The organism is Streptomyces sp. SirexAA-E, from assembly GCF_000177195.2.
Taxonomy (GTDB): Bacteria; Actinomycetota; Actinomycetes; order Streptomycetales; family Streptomycetaceae; genus Streptomyces; species Streptomyces flavovirens.
In genome coordinates this window covers 5,240,534-5,258,516 of record NC_015953.1, presented here as the reverse complement: position 1 = coordinate 5,258,516, position 17,983 = coordinate 5,240,534, and the positions used below count along the sequence as shown (strand labels likewise).

Here is a 17,983-nt window from a genome sequence, read left to right as displayed (position 1 = left end):
TCAGCCTCCGGCGCCCACGCGGTTGGCGCGGGCCAGGAGGAGCAGCAGGTAGGGGGCGCCGATGATGCTGGTGACCACGCCCACCGGAAGCTGGACCGAGGGCAGCAGGTGCTGGGCGGCGAAGTCGGCGACCAGGACGAGCAGCGCCCCGGTCAGCGCGGAGTGCACCAGGGCAGCGCCCCGGCCCGGTACCAGGCGGCGGGCGATCGGCGCGGACACGAAGGCCACGAACCCGACGGGCCCGGCCGCCGCGGTGGCGACGCCCGCGAGGGCGACCGCGCAGCCCAGGAGCGCCAGCCGCCCGGGTTCGACGCGGGCGCCGAGCCCGGCCGCCGTGTCGTCGCCGAGCTGGAGGGGGCCCAGTGTGCGGGCGGCGAGGGCGGTGGCGGGCAGGAGGACGGCGAGGGCGATCAGCAGGGGCCACAGCTGGTTCCAGGAGCGGCCGTTGAGGCTGCCCGTCAGCCAGCGGAAGGCCTCCTGCGCGTCCGTGGTGTCCGAGCGGGCCATGACGTACCAGACGACGCTGGTCAGACCGGTACCGACGCCGATGCCGATCAGGACGAGGCGCTGGCCGGCGATGCCTTGGCGCCAGGCGAGCAGGTAGATGGCGGCGCCGGAGGCCAGCGAGCCGATCAGGGCGCTGGCGGACAGGGCGAGGCCGCTGACCTGGAAGAGCAGGGCGGCGGTGACGGCCACCGCGCTCGCCCCGGCGCTGATGCCGATGATGTCGGGGGCTGCCAGCGGGTTGCGCAGCAGCGACTGGAAGACGGCTCCGGAGAGCCCGAAGCCGATGCCGACGAGGATGGCGAGCAGGGCACGGGGCAGCCGGAGTTCCAGGACGACGAACTGCGAGCCGCCGTCGCCGCCTCCCAGGAGGGTGTCGACGACCTTGCCCAGCGGCATCACCATGTCGCCGACGCAGAGCGAGAGGGCGAAGACCGCCACCACGCACACCACCAGGGCGGCTCCCACGAGCACGGAGCGCCTCAGCCCCCGGCCGCGCACCGCGGAGACGGTGCGGACCGCGTCGGCGAGGCGGGCGTCGGCCGCGTCCTCGAGTCGTGTCCCGGTCAAAGTTCCACCTGCTTCCTGCGCCGGACGAGCCAGATGAAGGGGACGCAGCCGATCGCGGCCGTGATCACGCCCACCTGCACCTCGCCGGGCGGGGCGATGACCCGGCCGATGATGTCGGCGACGAGGAGCATGATCGGGGCGAGCACCATGCTGTACGGCAGCACCCAGCGGTAGTCGGGCCCGGTGAGGAGCCGGGCGGCGTGCGGGACGGCGAGGCCGACGAAGCCGATCGGGCCCGCGACCACCGTCGCCGCCCCGCACAGCAGCACCACGACGAGCGCGGACACCAGCCGGGCGATCCCGACGCGCTGGCCGAGGCCGCGCGCCAGGTCGTCGCCGAGGGACAGGGTGTTGAGCTGCGGCCCCAGCACCAGTGCGAGCACCACGCCGACGGCGATGAACGGCGCCACCTGCCACAGCACCTCGGAGTCGCGGGCGGTCAGCGCGCCGAGCTGCCAGAAGCGGAACCGGTCGTAGCCCTCGCGGTCCTGGAGCAGGACGGCGCTGGTCACCGAGGTGAGTACGGCGCTCGTCGCGGCCCCGGCCAGGGCCAGCTTCACCGGGGTAGCCCCTTCCCTGCCGAGCGAGCCGACGCCGTACACCAGGAGCGCGGCGAGCAGGGCGCCGAGGAAGCCGAACCAGATGTACTGGGTGGCGACGGTGAAGCCGAGGAAGCTGATCGAGCACACGACGGCGACCGAGGCACCGGCGTTGATGCCGAGGAGCTGCGGGTCGGCGAGCGGGTTGCGGGCCACGCCCTGCATGACCGTGCCCGCCAGGCCGAGCGCGGCACCGGCCAGCAGTCCGGCCACGGTGCGCGGGATGCGCACCTCCTGGACGATGAGCTGGCCCTTGACCGAACGGTCCGGGTCGAAGACCCCGTGCAGCACGTCCTGGAAGGAGACGTCGCCCGCGCCGACGGCGAGGCTCGCCAGGACGGTCAGCAGGAGTACGGCCAGGCCGAGGAGGAGTCCCAGGGCGAGGACGGGGCGGCTGTGCGTGCGGCGTCGCCGCGGTGTGCGGACCGCCTCCTGCTGTTCCTTCGCGCCCTGGAGGACCGGGCCGCTCACGGCCCGGTCACCGCGGCGGACGGCATACGGTTGCGCACTGTCCCTCACCCTTGTTCGTCGCTCCGGGCTCACCCGGGCCCCGGCCGCCGGAACGGCACCCCGGGACGGGGAGCATACGGGAGCATAAGTAAGGTGAGCCTAACAGCGCCAGGCCGGTGCTCCGCCGCCGAGCCCCCCACAAGGTACGGAGAAACTCTTGTCGAACGCCGCGCCCGCGGCCGCCTCCGCCTCCACCCCCGCCGGGGACCCGTTGGCCGGAGCCGTGCCCCTGCAGTCGGCCGACGAACTGCGTGAGATCCTGGGTGACCCGTGGCCCCTGGTCATCGACAAGGTCCATGCCGAGCTCACGGAGGCCGACATCGACCTGCTGGCCCGCGCTCCGTTCTGCGCCGTGGCCACCTCGGACGCCGACGGCAACTGCGACACCTCGCCGCGCGGCGGGGAACCGGGCTTCACCCGGGTCCTCGACTCCCGCACCCTGGCACTGCCGGACCTGCCGGGCAACCGGCGGGGCGACAGCTTCCACAACATCCTGTCCAACCCGCACGTGGGGCTGCTGTACCTCATACCGGGCGCGATGACGGTCCTGCGGATCAACGGCCGCGCCCGCATCCTCACCGACGCCCCCTTCTTCGACGCGATGGCGGTGAAGGGGCGGCGTCCCGCTCTCGCGCTCGTCGTGGAGACAGACGAGATCTATCTGCACTGCCCCGCGTCGATCAAACGCTCGGGGCTGTGGGCCCCGGACACCTGGGAGGGCGCGGCCCCGGCCTGACCGGGCACCGCGCGGGCGCGGACGGGCGGCCGGCTCAGAACCCGCCGCCGTCGAATCCGCCGCCGCCTCCGAATCCGCCGCCGTCGCCGAATCCGCTCCCCCCGAAGCCGGAGGAGTCGAAGTCGGAGCCGGAGAAGTCGCCTCCGCCCCAGTCACCGCCGCCCATGCCGGCGCCGAAGTCACCGCCGCCGTACTCGGCCGCGTAGGCGGGGGTCGAGAGCATCGAGCCGAGCATCGTGCCGACCAGCAGGCCGGGCAGCAGTCCGCCGCCGAAGTAGCCGCCGGCCCAGGGTCCGTACGCCGGTCCGGCCTCCCAGTACGGGCGTCGGGAGCCGTCGCCCACGTCGACCGTACGGCTCATCGGGTCCTCGCCCTCGCGGAGCCGGACCTCGTCCGCACCGCAGACGGGGACCTCCCGGGCGGTGCCGCCGGACGGCCTCCACACCACGTCGGCGACCGACGGGCCGTGCCGGGGGTCGAAGAAGCAGGGCGGCCGGCGGGCGGGGAGCTCGCGGTGGTTGCGCCGGGCGTCCAGGACGGCGAGCGAGTAACGGCCGTCCTCCAGGGCCTGGGTCACGCCCCGGACGTCGGAGGGACGGCGGGCGGCGGCCATGCGGGACTTGGCGTCCTCGTAGGAGTCGAGCGCGCGCTCGTAGTCGGCGCGCATCGCGTCGTCGGCGCCCGCCTCCGCCGGGTGGAAGTCCAGGCGGTCCAGGGTCTCGCCGTAGGAGGTGATGTCCTCGTCCACGACGATCCGGAGCTTGTCGAGGGAGGTCCGCTCCTCCTCTTCCTGGCGTTTGCGGTTGCGGCGGACGACCGTGTACGCGGCGGCGCCGCCGACGACGGCGACCCCGCCGAGGACGATGAGCCCGGCCACCGGGGCGGCGCCGCGCGCACCGCCGTCGTTCGTCCCGCCGGACCAGGAGGCGGGGGCGCTGCCCCGGGCCTGTTCGACGGCGCGGTCGACGAAGGCATCGAGCTGGGCGGCGGCGTCGGTGTCCGTGCCGGGTGCCTTGACGGCGGTGGTGAGGTTGGCGACCGCCCGTACCGGCATCACCTGCGGGTCGGCCCCGGCGTCGAACCCGTCCCCGAGGCGGACGGCGTAGACGCCGGTGATTCCGGTGTCGGTCCGCAGGTTCTGGAGGAGGTCGTCCGGTGGGTAGGCGGACGACTGGGGCAGCACGGCCACGAAGACCGGCTTGTCGGCGTCCTCGATCTTCTTCTCGAGCGCCTTTTCCTGGGAGGGGGAGAGCTGGTCCGCTGCTGCCGGGTCCACGTACACGGGGCCCTGGCGCAGGGCGCGGGCCGCGTCGTCGAGGGTGGCGGGGGCGGCGGCCGGGGCGGCGGGGGACATCGCCAGCACGGCCGCCGAAAGTATCAGCAGCAAACCAGCCCACAGGGGGACGAGCAGCCTCTTCCGCATATATCAAACGTAACCCGGGCGGGTGACGAACGCGTCACCCGCCCGGGTCCGTCCGGCCTGCTACGCCGCTCGGTAGGCGGTGCGCAGCTCGGCGACGGCTCCGGTGAGGTCACCGGTGAGCAGCAGGTGGTCGGCCTCGGCGAACGGCTTGGACACCTTCGCGGTCAGCTTCCCGCCGGTCTTCTGCTGGACCATGAGCCGGGCCTGGTCCACGATCGCCTTGCCCGCCGGAGTGCTGCCGAGCCCCGCCTTCTGGGCGACCTGCGCGGCGACGGCGAGGGCGGCGAGGGTGAGTTCGCCGCCACCGGGCGCCTTCTTCAGGGTGGTCAGTCCCCAGCCGTAGGGGAACTGCGGGTCGTACGCGCTGTCGCCGACGTTGATCGGCAGCTGCGACTCGGACTTCGGCCACGTCACCGGGAGCTGGCCGGTGAAGGCCCGCTTGCCGTAGAGGACGTCGGCGACGCCGTCGCCCTCGGTACCGGGCAGCCAGGAGGCGACCAGCGCGTCGATGTCACCGAGCCGGTCGCCGATGAGCTGGGGGCGTCCGGAGACGATCAGGACCGCGCACCTCATGGCGGCGCAGACCGTGTCGACGGCCTTCTGGTCGGCGTCGCCGAGCTCCAGGTCGTGGCCGTTGCCGACGTCACCGATGCCCTCGGCGTAGGGCGTCTCGCCGACGACGACCACGCCGACGTCGTAGCCGTCGGTGGGGGCGGAGGCGTCCTTCGAGTACGTGGGCTTCGCACCGGTCTTCCTGATGCCCTCCAGGATCGTGGTGCCTTGGGTGGTGGCACCGGAGGCGCCCTGCCAGCTGATGGTCCAGCCGCCGGCCTGATTGCCGAGGTCGTCGGCGTTCGACCCGGCGACGTACACCTTCTGCGAGGTCTTCAGCGGGAGCAGTGCGCCGTCGTTCTTCAGCAGGACCTGGGACTTGGCGGCGGCCTCACGGGCGACCGCGCGGTGCGCCGGAGAGCCGACCTCGTCGAGGTGGGCGGGGTCCGCGTACGGCTTCTCGAAGAGGCCGAGGCGGAACTTCTGGGTCAGGATCCGGGAGACCGCGTCGTCGATCCGGGCCTGGCCGATCCGGCCGGCGGCGACCTCGTCCTGGAGTGTCCTGGTGAACTGCTGGTAGGCGGTCGGGACCATGATCATGTCGAGCCCGGCGTTGACCGAGGTGCGCACGTCGCTCGCGTAGTCGCCGGGGATCTGGTCGATGGCCTGCCAGTCGCTGACGACGAAGCCTTCGAAGCCCATCCGGTCCTTGAGCACGCCGTTGATCATCTCGGCGTGCGCGTGCATCTTCACCGGTCCGACGCCGTCGCCGATGACGTCCAGCGACGAGTAGGACGGCATGACGGTGCCGACGCCCCGCTTCACGGACTCGGCGAACGGCGCCAGGTGGACGGCCTCCAGCTCCTGCCGGGTGACCTTGGTGACGCCTTGGTCGATGGTGTACGACCCGGTGGTGGAGGAGCCGAACTCGGTGCCGCCGTCGCCGACGTAGTGCTTGGCGGTGGCCAGCACCTTGTCGTCGCGGGCCAGGTCCCTGCCGGAGGCGTGGCCCTGCATGCCGGTGATGACGGTCTCCATCGCCTCGACCAGGGCGGGGTCCTCGCCGTACGCCTCGTAGGAGCGGCCCCAGCGTTCGTCGCGGGTGACGCAGACGCAGGGGGCGAAGTCCCACGGGACGCCGGTGGCGCGGACCTCGTTCGCGGTGACGGCGCCCGTCCTCTCGGCGAGCTTCGGGTCACGGCCGGCGCCGATGCCGATGTTGTGCGGCATGATCGTCGAGCCGACGACGTTGTTGTGGCCGTGCACCGCGTCCACGCCGTAGATCAGCGGGATCTGGAAACGGGTGGCCTGCGCCCGCAGCTGGTAGCCGTCGATCATCTTCGCCCAGGCCTCGGGCGTGTTCGGGGTGGGCACGGACCCGCCGCCGGAGAGCAGCGAGCCGAGGTCGTAGGCGGCGATGTCGCCCTGCGACGACAGGGCGTTGCGCTCGGCCTGGGTCATCTGGCCGGCCTTCTCGGCGGGCGACATCCGCGCCAGCAGGTCCTTGACCCGCTTCTCCACCGGCAGCTTCGCGTCCTGGTACGGCAGCCCGTGGGCGTCGATGACGACCTGCGGGTTCTCCTTGGGCGGCTTCGCCCCGGTGACGGTGAGTTCCAGCGGGATCGTCTTCGCCGCGCCCGGGGCCTCGGCCTCGGCGGTGGCGACGGAGACGGTGTGCGTGGTGCCGGAGGCGGTGCCCGCGGGGAAGGTGTGTGTGCCGCTGACCGGTGTGTAGTCCGTGCCCGGCTCGGCGGTGCCGCCCCGGGTGGTGTAGGCAACGGTGACGGGCTCCTCCAGCGGTCCCGATCCGGTGGTGGCGACGGAGATCCCGATGTCCGCGGTGCCGCCGTCCTTGACCGGGTGGACGGCGGAGCCGACGACGACGCTCGCCTTCAGGGCCGGGTCGGCCTTGCCGTAGAGCTCCACGGCGTCCATGGCGAAGGAGCCGGGGGCGCCGGTGGGCAGGGTGAGGGCGTAGCCCCACATCTCGTCGAGCCCGAGGACCTGGTCGATGCCGCCGACGGGCTGGTAGTCCGCGCGGTAGACGAAGTCGGCGAAGGGGATCTCGACCTGGTGCCACCCCTCCCAGTCGTCGGTGAAGGAGGTGGTCCACAGCTCGGAGGCGCCGCCGTGCGCGCCGCCGTCCTTGATCTCGAAGTGGACGCGCTTGCCGGAACCCGGGGGCAGCGGCGCGGTGTTCTGTCCGTACCACCAGAAGCGGATGCCCTGGTGGGCGGTCCAGTCGGCGGGCGGCTCGCCGACGGCGAACTCGTGGCTGTATCCGCCGTATCCGCTGATGTCGTAGGTGCCCGCGAGGACCTTGTCGCCCTCGGGGGCGTCGGCGCGTTCCTCGAAGGCCAGGGTCGGGTGGTCGTCGGCGTCGCCGCCCCAGGTGAACAGGGAGTCGGCGGGCGGGCCGCCGAACGGGACCTCGCCCTCGAAGCGGTCGACGAGGACGGGGGCGGGGTCGTCGCCGTCGGCCGCCGCGCTGGGGACGGCGCCGGCGAGCAGGGAACCGAGGACCGCCGCGGCGGCGAGCGCGGCGGTGACCGGTCTCGCCCGGTGGCGGGCGCGGGTGTACGGGATACGGGGCATGGCGGCTCTCCTGAGTGGTGCACGGGTCCGTGAGGACGGTGGACGGACCGCCCGGCCCCGTCCGTGTGGAGCGGGGCCGGGCGGAAGGACGCGCGCGTTACTTCTGCTCGACCCGTACCCAGTCGATCTCCGCCTTGATGCCGCCCTGTGCGATGCGGTCGACGCTGGACTGCGGAAGGCCCCAGTAGGGCTGGGTGACCTGGTTGTATCCGCCCGGGTAGGCGCCGCCGAGGGCCAGGTTGAGGATCACGTACTGGTTGTGGTCGAAGACCCACTTGCCGCGGGTGGACTCCAGCTTCTGGCGGGAGGTCTGCTGCACGACGCGGTCGTCGACGGTGAAGGTCATGCCTTCGGGGGTCCATTCGACGCCGTAGGTGTGCCACTCGTCGGCCCGGCCGCCGTTCGGGTAGGTCTGGGAGGCGCCGATGTTGCCGTCTGCGGAGTAGCCGGGTCCGTGCAGGCCGGAGCTGGTCCAGTCGCCGTAGCCGATGTTCTCCATGATGTCCGTCTCGCCGGAGCCGGGCCAGGAGACCGCCGGGTCGTCGACGTCGCTGCCCAGCAGCCAGAACGCCGGCCAGAAACCGTCGCCGACCGGGAGCTTCATACGGGCGCTCACCTTGCCGTAGGTGAAGTCGAACTTGGTGTTGGTGTCGACGCGGCCCGAGGTGAAGTCGAAGGTGCCGTTGGGCGTGGGGGTGCAGCCCTTGCAGTACTTGGACTCCAGGACCAGGGCGCCGTTCTCGGTACGGATGTTGTCCGGCGAGTCGACGTAGGCCTGGGACTCCCCGTTGACCGGGCCCATCTCCGTACCGGTGCGCACCACGCGCCACTTGGAGCGGTCCAGGCCGGAGCCGGTGAAGTCGTCGAAGAAGGTGGTGCGGTAGGCGCCGCCGGGGTTCTTGGGCAGGGCGGGGTAGGCGGCGTCCGCGCTGCCGCCGGTGCCCCACACCTGGAACTCGTAGAGCGAGTAGCCGAACTGGGCGGTGGAGGGTGCCGGGTTGTAGAAGGAACGGCGCTCCTTGCCCAGCATCCGGACGTAGCGGCCGGTGGCCGGGGTGGGCAGGTTGATGGTGTCGTGGCGTCCGACGGCCTCGGCCGGGGCCTTGACGTCGGCGCGTCTGGCGGCGACCTCGGCGGCGGAGGGGCGGTGGACGGTCCGCCAGGTCCGGTTGTCGTCGGACACCTGGATCTCGTAGTCGACGGCGTAGGCCGCCTCCCAGTAGAGGTCGACGCTGTTGATGGTGGAGGTCGCGCCGAGGTCGACGCCGACCCAGCGGTCCGCGTTCCAGTCGGAGGACCAGCGGGAGCGGTCCGCCTTCAGGTCGGCGGGCCAGCCGCCGTCGGTGACGAATGCGGGCGAGTTGCCGGCGTGCTGGTAGAGGTCGCCGTAGGCGGGGTGGTTGAGGGCGAGGTTGCTGCGGGTGGTCGAGGCGGGGGCCGGCTCGCCCCCGTAGACCTGGAAGGAGAAGAGGGAGTAGCCCCAGGCCGTGGCGCGTTCGACGCCGCGCATCCGCACGTAGCGGCCGGTGACCTCCTGCGGGTAGGTGTGGGCGGTGACGGTGCCGCCGGTGCCCGCGTCCTCCGTGTAGAAGGGGGTCCAGTTGGTGCCGTCCTTGGAGACTTCCAGGACGTACTTCTTGCCGTAGGCGGCCTCCCACTCCAGCTTCACCTGGTTGATCCGGATGGTGGAGCCGAGGTCGACGCGTATCCAGGCGTTGTCGGCGAAGTCGCTGGACCAGCGGGTGGTGGCGTCGCCGTCGGTGGCGGCGCCCGGTCCGGAGGCGGGGTTCTCGCTGCCGGACGCGGTGACGGCGGCGGGGTTCGCCGCGTAGGCGGACGCCGCGCGGTCGGTGTCCCAGGCCGCGGCGGCGGCCTCGACGGCGGGGTCGGGGGCGGGGGCGGGAGCCGCGAAGGCCATGGGGGCGGCGAGGGCGACCAGGGCCGCGGTGGTGGCGATCAACGTCGTACGGGAGGGCATGTGGGGGTGCTCCTGACGTGTCTCAGTCCTGGTGGACGTTCCGGGTGAGGTGGATCGTGTCGCGGTACCACTTGGCGCTGTCCTTGAGCGTCCGCTCCTGCGTGTCGTAGTCGACGCGGACGATGCCGAACCGCTTGTCGTAGCCGTAGGCCCACTCGAAGTTGTCCATCAGCGACCAGGCGAAGTAGCCCCGGACGTCGGCGCCCTGCGCGCGGGCCTCGGACACGGCTGCGATGTGGTCGGCGAGATAGGCGGTGCGGTCGCTGTCGGGGACGGATCCGTCGGCGGCGACGGTGTCGTCGAAGGCCGCCCCGTTCTCGGTGATGACGGTCGGCAGCGCGTAGTCGCGCTGGAGCCGTACGAGCAGGTCGGTGAGTTCGCCGGGAGTGATCTCCCAGTCCATGGCGGTGCGGGGCAGGTCGCGCTCCACCCCGCGGACGACGGGCAGGCCGTCGGTGTCGGTCGGCGAGCCGTCCTCGGTGACGCCGGAGAACAGGGCGCCGCGGTAGAAGTTGACGCCGAGGACGTCGAGGGGGGTGGCTACGGTCTCCAGGTCGCCGTCCTGGACCGGCAGTTCGATGCCCTGGTCCGCGAGGTCGCGGACGATGTCCTCGGGGTAGCGGCCGTGGACGATCGGGTCGAGGTAGAGGCGGGTGCCCATGCCGTCGGCCCGGCGGCACGCCTCGCGGTCGGCCTCGCTGTCGGTCTCGGGGGTGGCGGTGCCGAGATTGAGGGTGATCCCGAGCTCCAGCGGGTTGTCGCCCGCGGCCTCGCGCATCCGTCGGGCGGCGAGGCCGTGCCCCAGGAGCAGGTGGTGGACGGCGCCCATCGCGTCGCGCATGTCGGTGCGGCCCGGGGCGTGCGCCCCGTAGGCGTAACCGAGCATCGCCGAGCACCACGGTTCGTTCAGCGTCGTCCAGTGCTCGACCCGGTCGCCCAACGCCTCGTAGGCGAGCATGGCGTAGTCGGCGAAGCGGTACGCGGTGTCCCGGGCCGGCCAGCCGCCGGCGTCCTCCAGCTCCTGGGGCAGGTCCCAGTGGTACAGGGTGATCCAGGGCGTGACGCCCTTGTCCTGGAGCTCGTCGACCAGCCGCTTGTAGAAGTCCAGGCCCTTGGCGTTGGCGGGGCCGCGGCCGCCCGGCTGGATGCGCGGCCAGGCCAGCGAGAAGCGGTAGGTGTCGACGCCGAGGCCCGCGATCAGCTCCACGTCCTGGGGCATCCGGTGGTAGTGGTCGCAGGCCACGTCGCCGTGCTCCCCGTTGTGCACGGCGCCCGGGACCCGGCAGAAGGTGTCCCAGATGGACGGGGTCCGGCCGTCCTCCCCGGCCGCGCCCTCGATCTGGTACGAGGAGGTGGCGACGCCCCAGCGGAAACCGGCGGGAAGTCCCTGGACGGCGACGGGCTGCAGGCTGCTGCGGGGCGTGACGAGGTTCATGGTTCTCCGTAACTCCGGGTGTGGTGGGGAAGTGCGCGCGGGGGGCCGGCTCAGGCGGGCGGGGTGTGCAGCCAGCAGGCGACCTCGCGCTCCTGGCCGTCCTCGGGCCGGGTGAGCACGGGGACCTGGCCTGCGCACGGCTCGAAGGCCTTGCCGCAGCGTGGGTGGAAGGCGCAGCCGGTGGGCATCGCCGACAGGTGCGGGGGCGAGCCGGGGATACCGGTGAGCTCGCGGCGCGGGCCGTGCAGTGCGGGGAAGGAGTGCAGCAGGCCGTCGCTGTAGGGGTGCCGGGGGTCGCGGTAGATGTCCGCGGCGCCCGCCTGCTCGACGATCCGGCCGCCGTACATGATCGCGATGCGGTCGGAGAACTCGATCAGCAGCGAGATGTCGTGGGTGATGAACACGACGGAGAAGGAGAGCTGTTCCCGCAGCTCGACCAGCTTGCGCAGGATCTGTCGCTGCATCACCACGTCGAGCGCGGTGGTGGGCTCGTCCATGATGACGATCTCGGGTTCCAGCGCGAGCGCCATCGCGATCATCACGCGCTGGCGCATACCGCCGGAGAGCTGGTGCGGGTAGGCGGCCAGCCGGTCGGCGGATATGCCGACCAGCGCGAGCAGTTCCTCGGCCCGTGCCGTCCGCTCGGCCGCCCGCATCTGCGGGCGGTGGGCCACGAGGACGTCGGTGAGCTGGCTGTGGACGGTGTGCACCGGGTTGAGTGAGTTCATCGCCCCCTGGAACACGATCGACAGCTCCTGCCAGCGGAAGGCGCGCAGCTCGTCCGGGGCCAGGGCCAGGATGTCGACGGTGTCCCCGCCCGGCCGGTGGTAGTGGACGTCACCGCCGGTGATCACGCCGGGCGGGGAGAGCAGCCGGGTGACGGCGTAGGCCAGCGTGGACTTGCCGGAGCCCGACTCGCCCGCGAGGCCGAGGACCTCCCCGCGGTGGAGGGTGAGGTCGATGTCCCGGAGCGCGCGGACGCCCCTCTCGCCGGTGCCGTAGTCGACGTTCAGGCCGCTGATGGTGAGGATCGGCTCGGCGGTCATGCGCTGTGCTCCTTGCTGGTCTCACGGGCGTCACCGGACTGCCCGGGGGCCGCCTGCGGCGCGGGGGCCGGTGGTACGACGGGGGCGGTGGTGCGCGCCACCGGGGTGAAGCCGACCCGCATCGTGACGTTCTTGGAGGACCCGGCCGCGGTGCGCAGTCGCGGGTTCACGAACTCGTCGATGCCGAAGTTGATCAGTGAGAGGGCGGTGCCCAGCAGGGCGATGCACAGGCCGGCGGGGACGAACCACCACCAGGCGCCCTGGGCCAGGGCCTGGTTGGACTGGGCCCAGAAGAGCACGGTGCCCCAGTTCCAGTGGGAGATGTCGGCGACGCCGATGAAGGCGAGGGTGATCTCCGAGAGGATCGCGAAGATGACGGTGCCCACGAAGCCGGACGCGATGACGGCGGTGAGGTTGGGCATCACCTCGAAGATGATGATCCGCCAGGTGGACTCGCCGGTGGCCCGGGCCGCCTCTACGTAGTCGCGGCGCCGCAGCGAGAGGGTCTGGGCACGCAGCACACGCGATCCCCAGGCCCAGGAGGTGAGCGCGATGACGGACGCGATCAGCAGGTCCGTGGTGTCCTCGACGAAGCTCGCGATGATGATGATCAGCGGCAGTCCGGGGATGACCAGGAAGACGTTGGAGAACATCGAGAGGATCTCGTCGGCTGCCCCGCCGAGGAATCCGGCGGTGACCCCGATGAGTACGGACAGCACGGTGGCCAGGAACCCGGCGATGAAGCCGACCAGGAGCACGCCCCGGGTGCCGACCAGGATCTGGGAGAGCACGTCCTGACCGGTGTGGGTGGTGCCGAACCAGTGGTCGGCGGAGGGCGGCTGGAGCAGCTGGTCGCTCATCGCGTCCGGGTCGTACGGGGCGATCCAGGGCCCGATGACGGCGATGAGGGCGAAGAACGCGAGGATCAGCAGCCCGGTACGGGTCTTCCCGCCCCGCAGGAAGCGGAACCTGGCCCGGCCGGCCGTGGCGGGCGCGGGGACGTCGTCGAGGACGGTGGTGTCGGTGGCGGCGACGGACATACCTGTCATGCCTCCTTGCGGGTGCGGGGGTCGAGGAGGGCATAGGCCATGTCCGCGAGCAGGTTCGCGGCGAGCACCGAGAGCGTGATGATCAGGAAGACGCCCTGCATCAGGGGGTAGTCCTTCGCCCCGACGGCCTGGAGGAGCTGGAAGCCGATGCCGGGATAGTTGAAGACCATCTCGACCAGCAGGGTGCCGCTGACGATGAAGCCGAGGGAGAGGGCGAAGGCGGAGATGTTGGGCAGGATCGCGTTGCGCGCGGCGTAGGCGAACATCACCCGCCGCTCGGAGAGCCCCTTGGCCTGCGCCACCATGACGTAGTCCTCGGAGGAGACGGTCACCATCATGTTGCGCATGCCGAGGATCCAGCCGGCGACGGCGCTCAGCACGATCGTCACCCCGGGCAGCACCCCGTGGTAGAGGGCGCTGGAGATGAACGGCCAGTCGAAGGCGGGGACCAGGGAGCTGTCGTATCCGCCCTCGAAGGGGAAGAGCGGCCACTTCACCGCGAACACCGCGATGGCGATGAGGCCCAGCCAGAAGTAGGGCACCGAGGAGATGAAGGTGGTGACGGGCAGCAGTCCGTCCAGCCAGGAGCCGCGCCGCCAGCCGCTGTAGACGCCGATACCGGTGCCGAGCAGGAAGCTGATGAGCGTGGTGATGCCGACGAGGGCCAGCGTCCAGGGGAGCGCCTGGGAGATCACCTCGCCGACCGGGGTCGGGAAGAAGGTGAAGGACAGCCCGAGGTCGCCGTCGAGCAGGTGCGACCAGTAGTCGGTGTACTGCGACCAGAGCGACTGCTTCTCGTCCAGCCCGAACAGCGCCTTCAGGGAGGCGATCGCGGTGGTGTCGAGCTGCCCCTGGTAGCGGCTCATCAGGGCCTCGACGGGGTCGCCCGGCATCAGGCGGGGGATCAGGAAGTTGATGGTGATCGCGGCCCACGCGGTGACGGCGTAGAAGGCGATGCGCTGGAGGATGTACTTCACTTCGCCGCCTCCTTCGCGGTCGCGTCCTCGGTCCCGGCCTCGGCCTCGGCCTCGGACGTGTCGTAGAGCCAGCAGGCCGCCCACTGGCCGCCGGACAGCTCGAAGCGCGGCGGCAGTTCGGTGCGGCAGCGCTCCATGGCCTTCGGGCAGCGGGGGTGGAAGCGGCACCCGGCCGGCGGGGCGATCAGGGAGGGCGGCTCGCCGCTCCCGCTCTCCTCCTGGGCCGCCTCGTCGGCCACCCGGTCCGGGTCCGGCGCGGAGGCGATCAGGAGCTGGGTGTAGGGGTGCGCGGGGTGCTGGGTGACGCTCTCGCTGTCACCGCCCTCGACGATCCGGCCGGCGTACATCACCAGGGTGGTGTCGGCGAAGTAGCGGGCGGAGGCGATGTCGTGGGTGATGTAGAGGATCGCGAGCCGCAGGCGTTCCTTGAGGTCGCGCAGCAGGTTCAGGACGCCGAGGCGGATCGACACGTCGAGCATCGAGACCGGTTCGTCGGCGAGCAGGACCTGCGGGTCGGCGCCGAGCGCGCGCGCGATCGCGACGCGCTGGCGCTGCCCTCCGGACAGCTCGTGCGGGAACTTGTCCAGGTACTGATGAGGAGGGGTCAGCTGGACGCGTTCCAGCAGGGCCGCCAGGTTCTTCTCCAGGTCCGCCTCCCCGCTGCCCGCCCGGCCGTGGATCTTCAGGGCACGGGTCAGGTGGTAGCGCACGGTGTGCACGGGGTTGAGCGAGGCGAAGGGGTCCTGGAAGATCAGCTGGACCTGCTTGACGTACGTACGGAAGGACCGGCCACGCCCGGCCTTCACCGCCGTGCCGCCCAGCCGGATCTCGCCCGCGGTGAGCGGGTAGAGCTGGGCCAGCAGCCGTGCGACGGTGGATTTGCCCGAGCCGGACTCCCCCACCAGGGCCGTGACGGTGCCGCGCCGCAACTCCAGCGAGACGTCGTCCACGGCGTGGACGGTACGGCGGCGCCGGGCGAGCAGGTCCTGCCCGGTGCGCCGTACGGGGAAGTGCTTGGTGACGGCGCGCGCTTCGAGCACCACGTCGGTCTCGGTGCGCGCGTCCGGCTTCTGTTCGGTGGTCATGGCCGGTTCTTCCCCGTACTTACTTGGCGGGCTTCAGGTTCAGCACGATCTCCAGCGCGTCGGGCTGGGTGTGCTGCGGGGCTGCGTAGGGGTCTTCCTCGGTCGGCCAGCCCACCCAGTTCTTGGTGGAGTACTCGGCGCCGATGGGGGCGGCGGCCGTCGGGATGAGCGGCGCCTGCTCGACCATGATCTTCTGGAGGACGTTCATGGCCTTGGTGCGGGTGGCGTCGTCCGAGGCGTTGGCGTACTCCTTGAGCGCGGCGGTGGCCTCGGGGTTCTTGAAGCGGCCGAAGTTGCCGAGCTGGGAGCTCTTGCCGATGGGCTGGAGGATCGCCCCGTCCATGATGTTCTGGTACATGTCGTAGGGCGTGGCGCCGCTGTTGGTCCAGTGCAGGGTGGCGTCGAAGTTGCCGGTGGCGACGTCGTTGCCCCAGGCCTCCGCGGTCTGCGTCTTGACCTTGGCCTCGATGCCCAACTGCTTGATGTTGTCCTTGATGATGGACAGCCCGGTGATGTAGTCGTTCCAGCCGGCCGGGTCGGTGAAGGTCAGCGTCACGGGCTTGCCGCCCGGGTCCTTCAGCACGCCGCCGCTGAGCGTGAACCCGGCGTCCGCGAGGATCTTCTTGGCACCGGCCACGTCGGGCTTGGTGCTCGCGCTCTTGTACTCGGGGGCGAGGAAGGGCTCACCGGCGGGCAGCGGGATCCCGGTCGGGTTGGTGATCTCCGGGTAGAGGGTCGCCTCCGCCTGGACGTGGATGGCGTTGCGGTCGACGACCATGGCCATCGCCTTGCGCAGGGCCGGGTTGTCGAACGGCTTGCGGGCGGTGTTGAACCACAGGCCGTGGATGCCGAGGCCGGAGGGGAACCAGAGCTTGTGGTTCTCGGGGTCCTTGGCGACGTACAGCTGCTTGTAGTCCGGCATGAAGACGAAGGACCACTCGACCTTGCCGTTGGCCAGGGCCGTGGTCGCCGCGCTGTTGTCGTTGTAGGCGGTGTAGCGCAGCTCCTTGACCTTGGTCTCGCCCTTCCAGTAGGAGGGCGTGGCGGTCAGGGTGGTGGTCTGCGGGGTGAAGGTCTTCAGCTTGTACGGGCCGGAGCCGACCGGGTTCCGGTTGGGCCAGGTCTCCGGGTTCTCCACCTTCTCCCAGATGTGCTTGGGCACGACGTAGGTCGTGATGATCTTGTTCTGGTTGACGAACTGCGATTCCTTGAAGGTCAGGACGACCTTCTTGCCGTCGACGGCGATCCCGTCGTAGGGGATGCCGTTGCCGTTGAGCGCCGGGTGCTTCTTGAGCAGTTCGAAGGTGTACGCGACGTCGGCGGCGGTCAGCGGCTTGCCGTCGGCCCACTTGGCCCGCTCGTCGAGCGTGAAGGTGACCTTGCGGAAGTTGTCCTCCCACGCCCAGTCGGTGGCCAGCCACGGGTCGCCCTTGTCGGTGGGGCGGATCTGGTTGGTCATCACCAGCGGCTCGTAGATCATGACGCGGTAGCCGAGGGTGGCGCTCGCCGAGGTCGCCAGGAACGGGTTGCTGTTGTTCGTCTGCGGTCCGTCCGGCTTGCCGAGGGTCAGTACGCCGGAGGCACCGGCGCCGCCCGACTTGTTGGCGCCGGAGTTGGCGGACGAGCAACCGGCGGCGAGGGCGACCACCGCGGTGGCGACTGAGAGCGCTCTCAGGGTGTGGCGACGGCGTACGGACATGGCGACTCCAGAAGGACTGCGGGCTGGAAAGGGCTGCGGAGCGTGGAATCCGCGGGGCCGGGAAGGGCGCGGAGCTGTGGGTTTCGCGGATCTGCGCGCCGCGGGGCCGGCTGGCCGGCGCTCGGGGTGCGTGCGGGTCGGGGGCGGGGGGCGGGCGCGGACCGTCCGGGGACGGCCGCGCCCTCTACGGCGCCGAGCGGCGCACGACCAGTTCGGTGGGCAGCACGAGCGGCTGCTGGGGTGGGGCGCTGCCGCCGAGGCGGGCGAGCAGCAGACGGGCCGCCGCCTCACCCATCTCACGCGCGGGCTGGTGCACGGTGGTCAGCGGCGGTTCGGTGTGTTCGGCCATCGGGATGTCGTCGAAGCCGACCACCGCGATGTCGTCGGGTACACGGCGGCCGGCGGCGCGCAGTGCCCGCAGGACACCCGCCGCGGTGATGTCGTTGTGGGCGAAGACCGAGTCGAACTCCGCCCCCTGGGACATCAGTTGTTCTACTGCGAGTCGGCCCGCGACCTCGGTGAAGTCCCCGGGGACGACCAGGTCGGTCGGCAGGACGGAACGGAACCCTTCGAGCCGGTCCCGTACGCAGCCGAAGTGCCGGGGTCCGGTGACGACCGCGGGTCTGGTGCGTCCGCCGGCCCGCAGGTGGCGGGCGGCCGACGCGCCCCCTTCGTGATTGGTGGTCACGACGGAGGTGAATTCGGGGTGGTGGCCGCGGTCGTCGATGAGCACGATGGGCAGGCCGGAGCGGTGCAGTGCGGTGAGACGGTCGAGGGTGTTCTCCGGTTCGACGACGACGAGTCCGTCGAAGGCGCGTGCCGTGACCTGACTGGTGAAGCGTTCCACCGACTCGGCGCCCCGGTTGCAGGTGAACAGCAGCAGCCCGTAGTCGGCGGCCTCGACGGTGTCGACGACGCCCTGGAGCACTTCGCCCATCCACGGCCAGGTGAGCGAGGGCACCAGCATCCCGACGGTGCGGCTGCTGCCGCGGGCGAGGCCGACGGCGCCCGAGCTGGGTACGTAACCGAGCTGTGCGATCACTTCACGAACACGGGCGGCCGTGGAACCGTCCACCTCGCCCTTGAGGTTGATGACGCGCGACACGGTCGTCTTGCTGACGCCGGCCTCACGGGCGACATCGGCGATGGTGACACGCATCGGGCCTCCGGGGGCAAGGCTGGGGCAGGGCAGAGCGGACGGACGGCCGGGACACTCCGGCACCGG

13 protein-coding genes are annotated in these 17,983 nt (G+C 71.5%); 1 reads left to right on the top strand and 12 read right to left on the bottom strand.

The genetic code is table 11. The features are described 5' to 3' along the window. Both SACTE_RS23560 and SACTE_RS23555 read right to left on the bottom strand, forming a co-directional pair. Positions 1 to 1,074, bottom strand: a complete 1,074-nt coding sequence (locus SACTE_RS23560) for an iron chelate uptake ABC transporter family permease subunit (RefSeq protein ID WP_014048526.1) — start codon at positions 1,072 to 1,074, stop codon at positions 1 to 3. Next, positions 1,071 to 2,144, bottom strand: coding sequence for an iron chelate uptake ABC transporter family permease subunit (locus SACTE_RS23555; protein ID WP_019992300.1), 1,074 nt, complete (start codon positions 2,142 to 2,144; stop codon positions 1,071 to 1,073). The genes SACTE_RS23560 and SACTE_RS23555 overlap by 4 nt, the downstream gene beginning before the upstream one ends. Before the next feature lie 196 nt (positions 2,145 to 2,340). Here SACTE_RS23555 and SACTE_RS23550 point away from each other — a divergent pair, with 196 nt between their 5' ends. After that, complete coding sequence (locus tag SACTE_RS23550; protein WP_014048524.1) at positions 2,341 to 2,919, top strand: MSMEG_1061 family FMN-dependent PPOX-type flavoprotein; 579 nt, start codon at positions 2,341 to 2,343, stop codon at positions 2,917 to 2,919. A 34-nt stretch (positions 2,920 to 2,953) separates the two neighbouring features. Here SACTE_RS23550 and SACTE_RS23545 read toward each other — a convergent pair whose 3' ends face one another. The 10 genes from SACTE_RS23545 to SACTE_RS23500 form a co-directional block, all read right to left on the bottom strand. Beyond that, on the bottom strand, positions 2,954 to 4,342 hold the full coding sequence (locus tag SACTE_RS23545) for a hypothetical protein (RefSeq protein ID WP_014048523.1): 1,389 nt from the start codon (positions 4,340 to 4,342) through the stop codon (positions 2,954 to 2,956). A gap of 60 nt (positions 4,343 to 4,402) precedes the next feature. Next, positions 4,403 to 7,489, bottom strand: a complete 3,087-nt coding sequence (locus SACTE_RS23540; protein WP_014048522.1) for a glycoside hydrolase family 3 N-terminal domain-containing protein — start codon at positions 7,487 to 7,489, stop codon at positions 4,403 to 4,405. Between the two features lie 97 nt (positions 7,490 to 7,586). Next, the gene (locus tag SACTE_RS23535) at positions 7,587 to 9,467 is read right to left on the bottom strand and encodes a discoidin domain-containing protein (protein ID WP_014048521.1); all 1,881 of its coding nucleotides are present in this window, start codon (positions 9,465 to 9,467) and stop codon (positions 7,587 to 7,589) included. A gap of 22 nt (positions 9,468 to 9,489) precedes the next feature. Continuing rightward, positions 9,490 to 10,902: a GH1 family beta-glucosidase gene (locus SACTE_RS23530; RefSeq protein WP_014048520.1), complete on the bottom strand. Its 1,413-nt coding sequence runs from the start codon at positions 10,900 to 10,902 to the stop codon at positions 9,490 to 9,492. 50 nt (positions 10,903 to 10,952) lie between these two features. Continuing rightward, positions 10,953 to 11,948 (bottom strand): ABC transporter ATP-binding protein, encoded by a 996-nt coding sequence (locus SACTE_RS23525; RefSeq protein WP_014048519.1) that lies wholly within the window; start codon positions 11,946 to 11,948, stop codon positions 10,953 to 10,955. After that, on the bottom strand, positions 11,945 to 12,988 hold the full coding sequence (locus SACTE_RS23520; RefSeq protein ID WP_014048518.1) for an ABC transporter permease: 1,044 nt from the start codon (positions 12,986 to 12,988) through the stop codon (positions 11,945 to 11,947). The genes SACTE_RS23525 and SACTE_RS23520 overlap by 4 nt, the downstream gene beginning before the upstream one ends. Before the next feature lie 5 nt (positions 12,989 to 12,993). Continuing rightward, positions 12,994 to 13,974 (bottom strand): ABC transporter permease, encoded by a 981-nt coding sequence (locus tag SACTE_RS23515; RefSeq protein WP_014048517.1) that lies wholly within the window; start codon positions 13,972 to 13,974, stop codon positions 12,994 to 12,996. Then, positions 13,971 to 15,059 carry an ABC transporter ATP-binding protein gene (locus SACTE_RS23510; protein WP_014048516.1) on the bottom strand — a complete coding sequence of 363 codons (1,089 nt, stop codon included), beginning with the start codon at positions 15,057 to 15,059 and terminating at the stop codon, positions 13,971 to 13,973. Before SACTE_RS23510 ends, SACTE_RS23515 begins: the two co-directional genes overlap by 4 nt. 19 nt (positions 15,060 to 15,078) lie before the next feature. Next, entirely contained in the window at positions 15,079 to 16,758 is a 1,680-nt protein-coding gene (locus SACTE_RS23505) for an ABC transporter substrate-binding protein (RefSeq protein ID WP_014048515.1), read from the bottom strand. Between the two features lie 184 nt (positions 16,759 to 16,942). Beyond that, positions 16,943 to 17,917, bottom strand: coding sequence for a LacI family DNA-binding transcriptional regulator (locus tag SACTE_RS23500; RefSeq protein WP_014048514.1), 975 nt, complete (start codon positions 17,915 to 17,917; stop codon positions 16,943 to 16,945). Positions 17,918 to 17,983 lie beyond the last annotated feature (66 nt).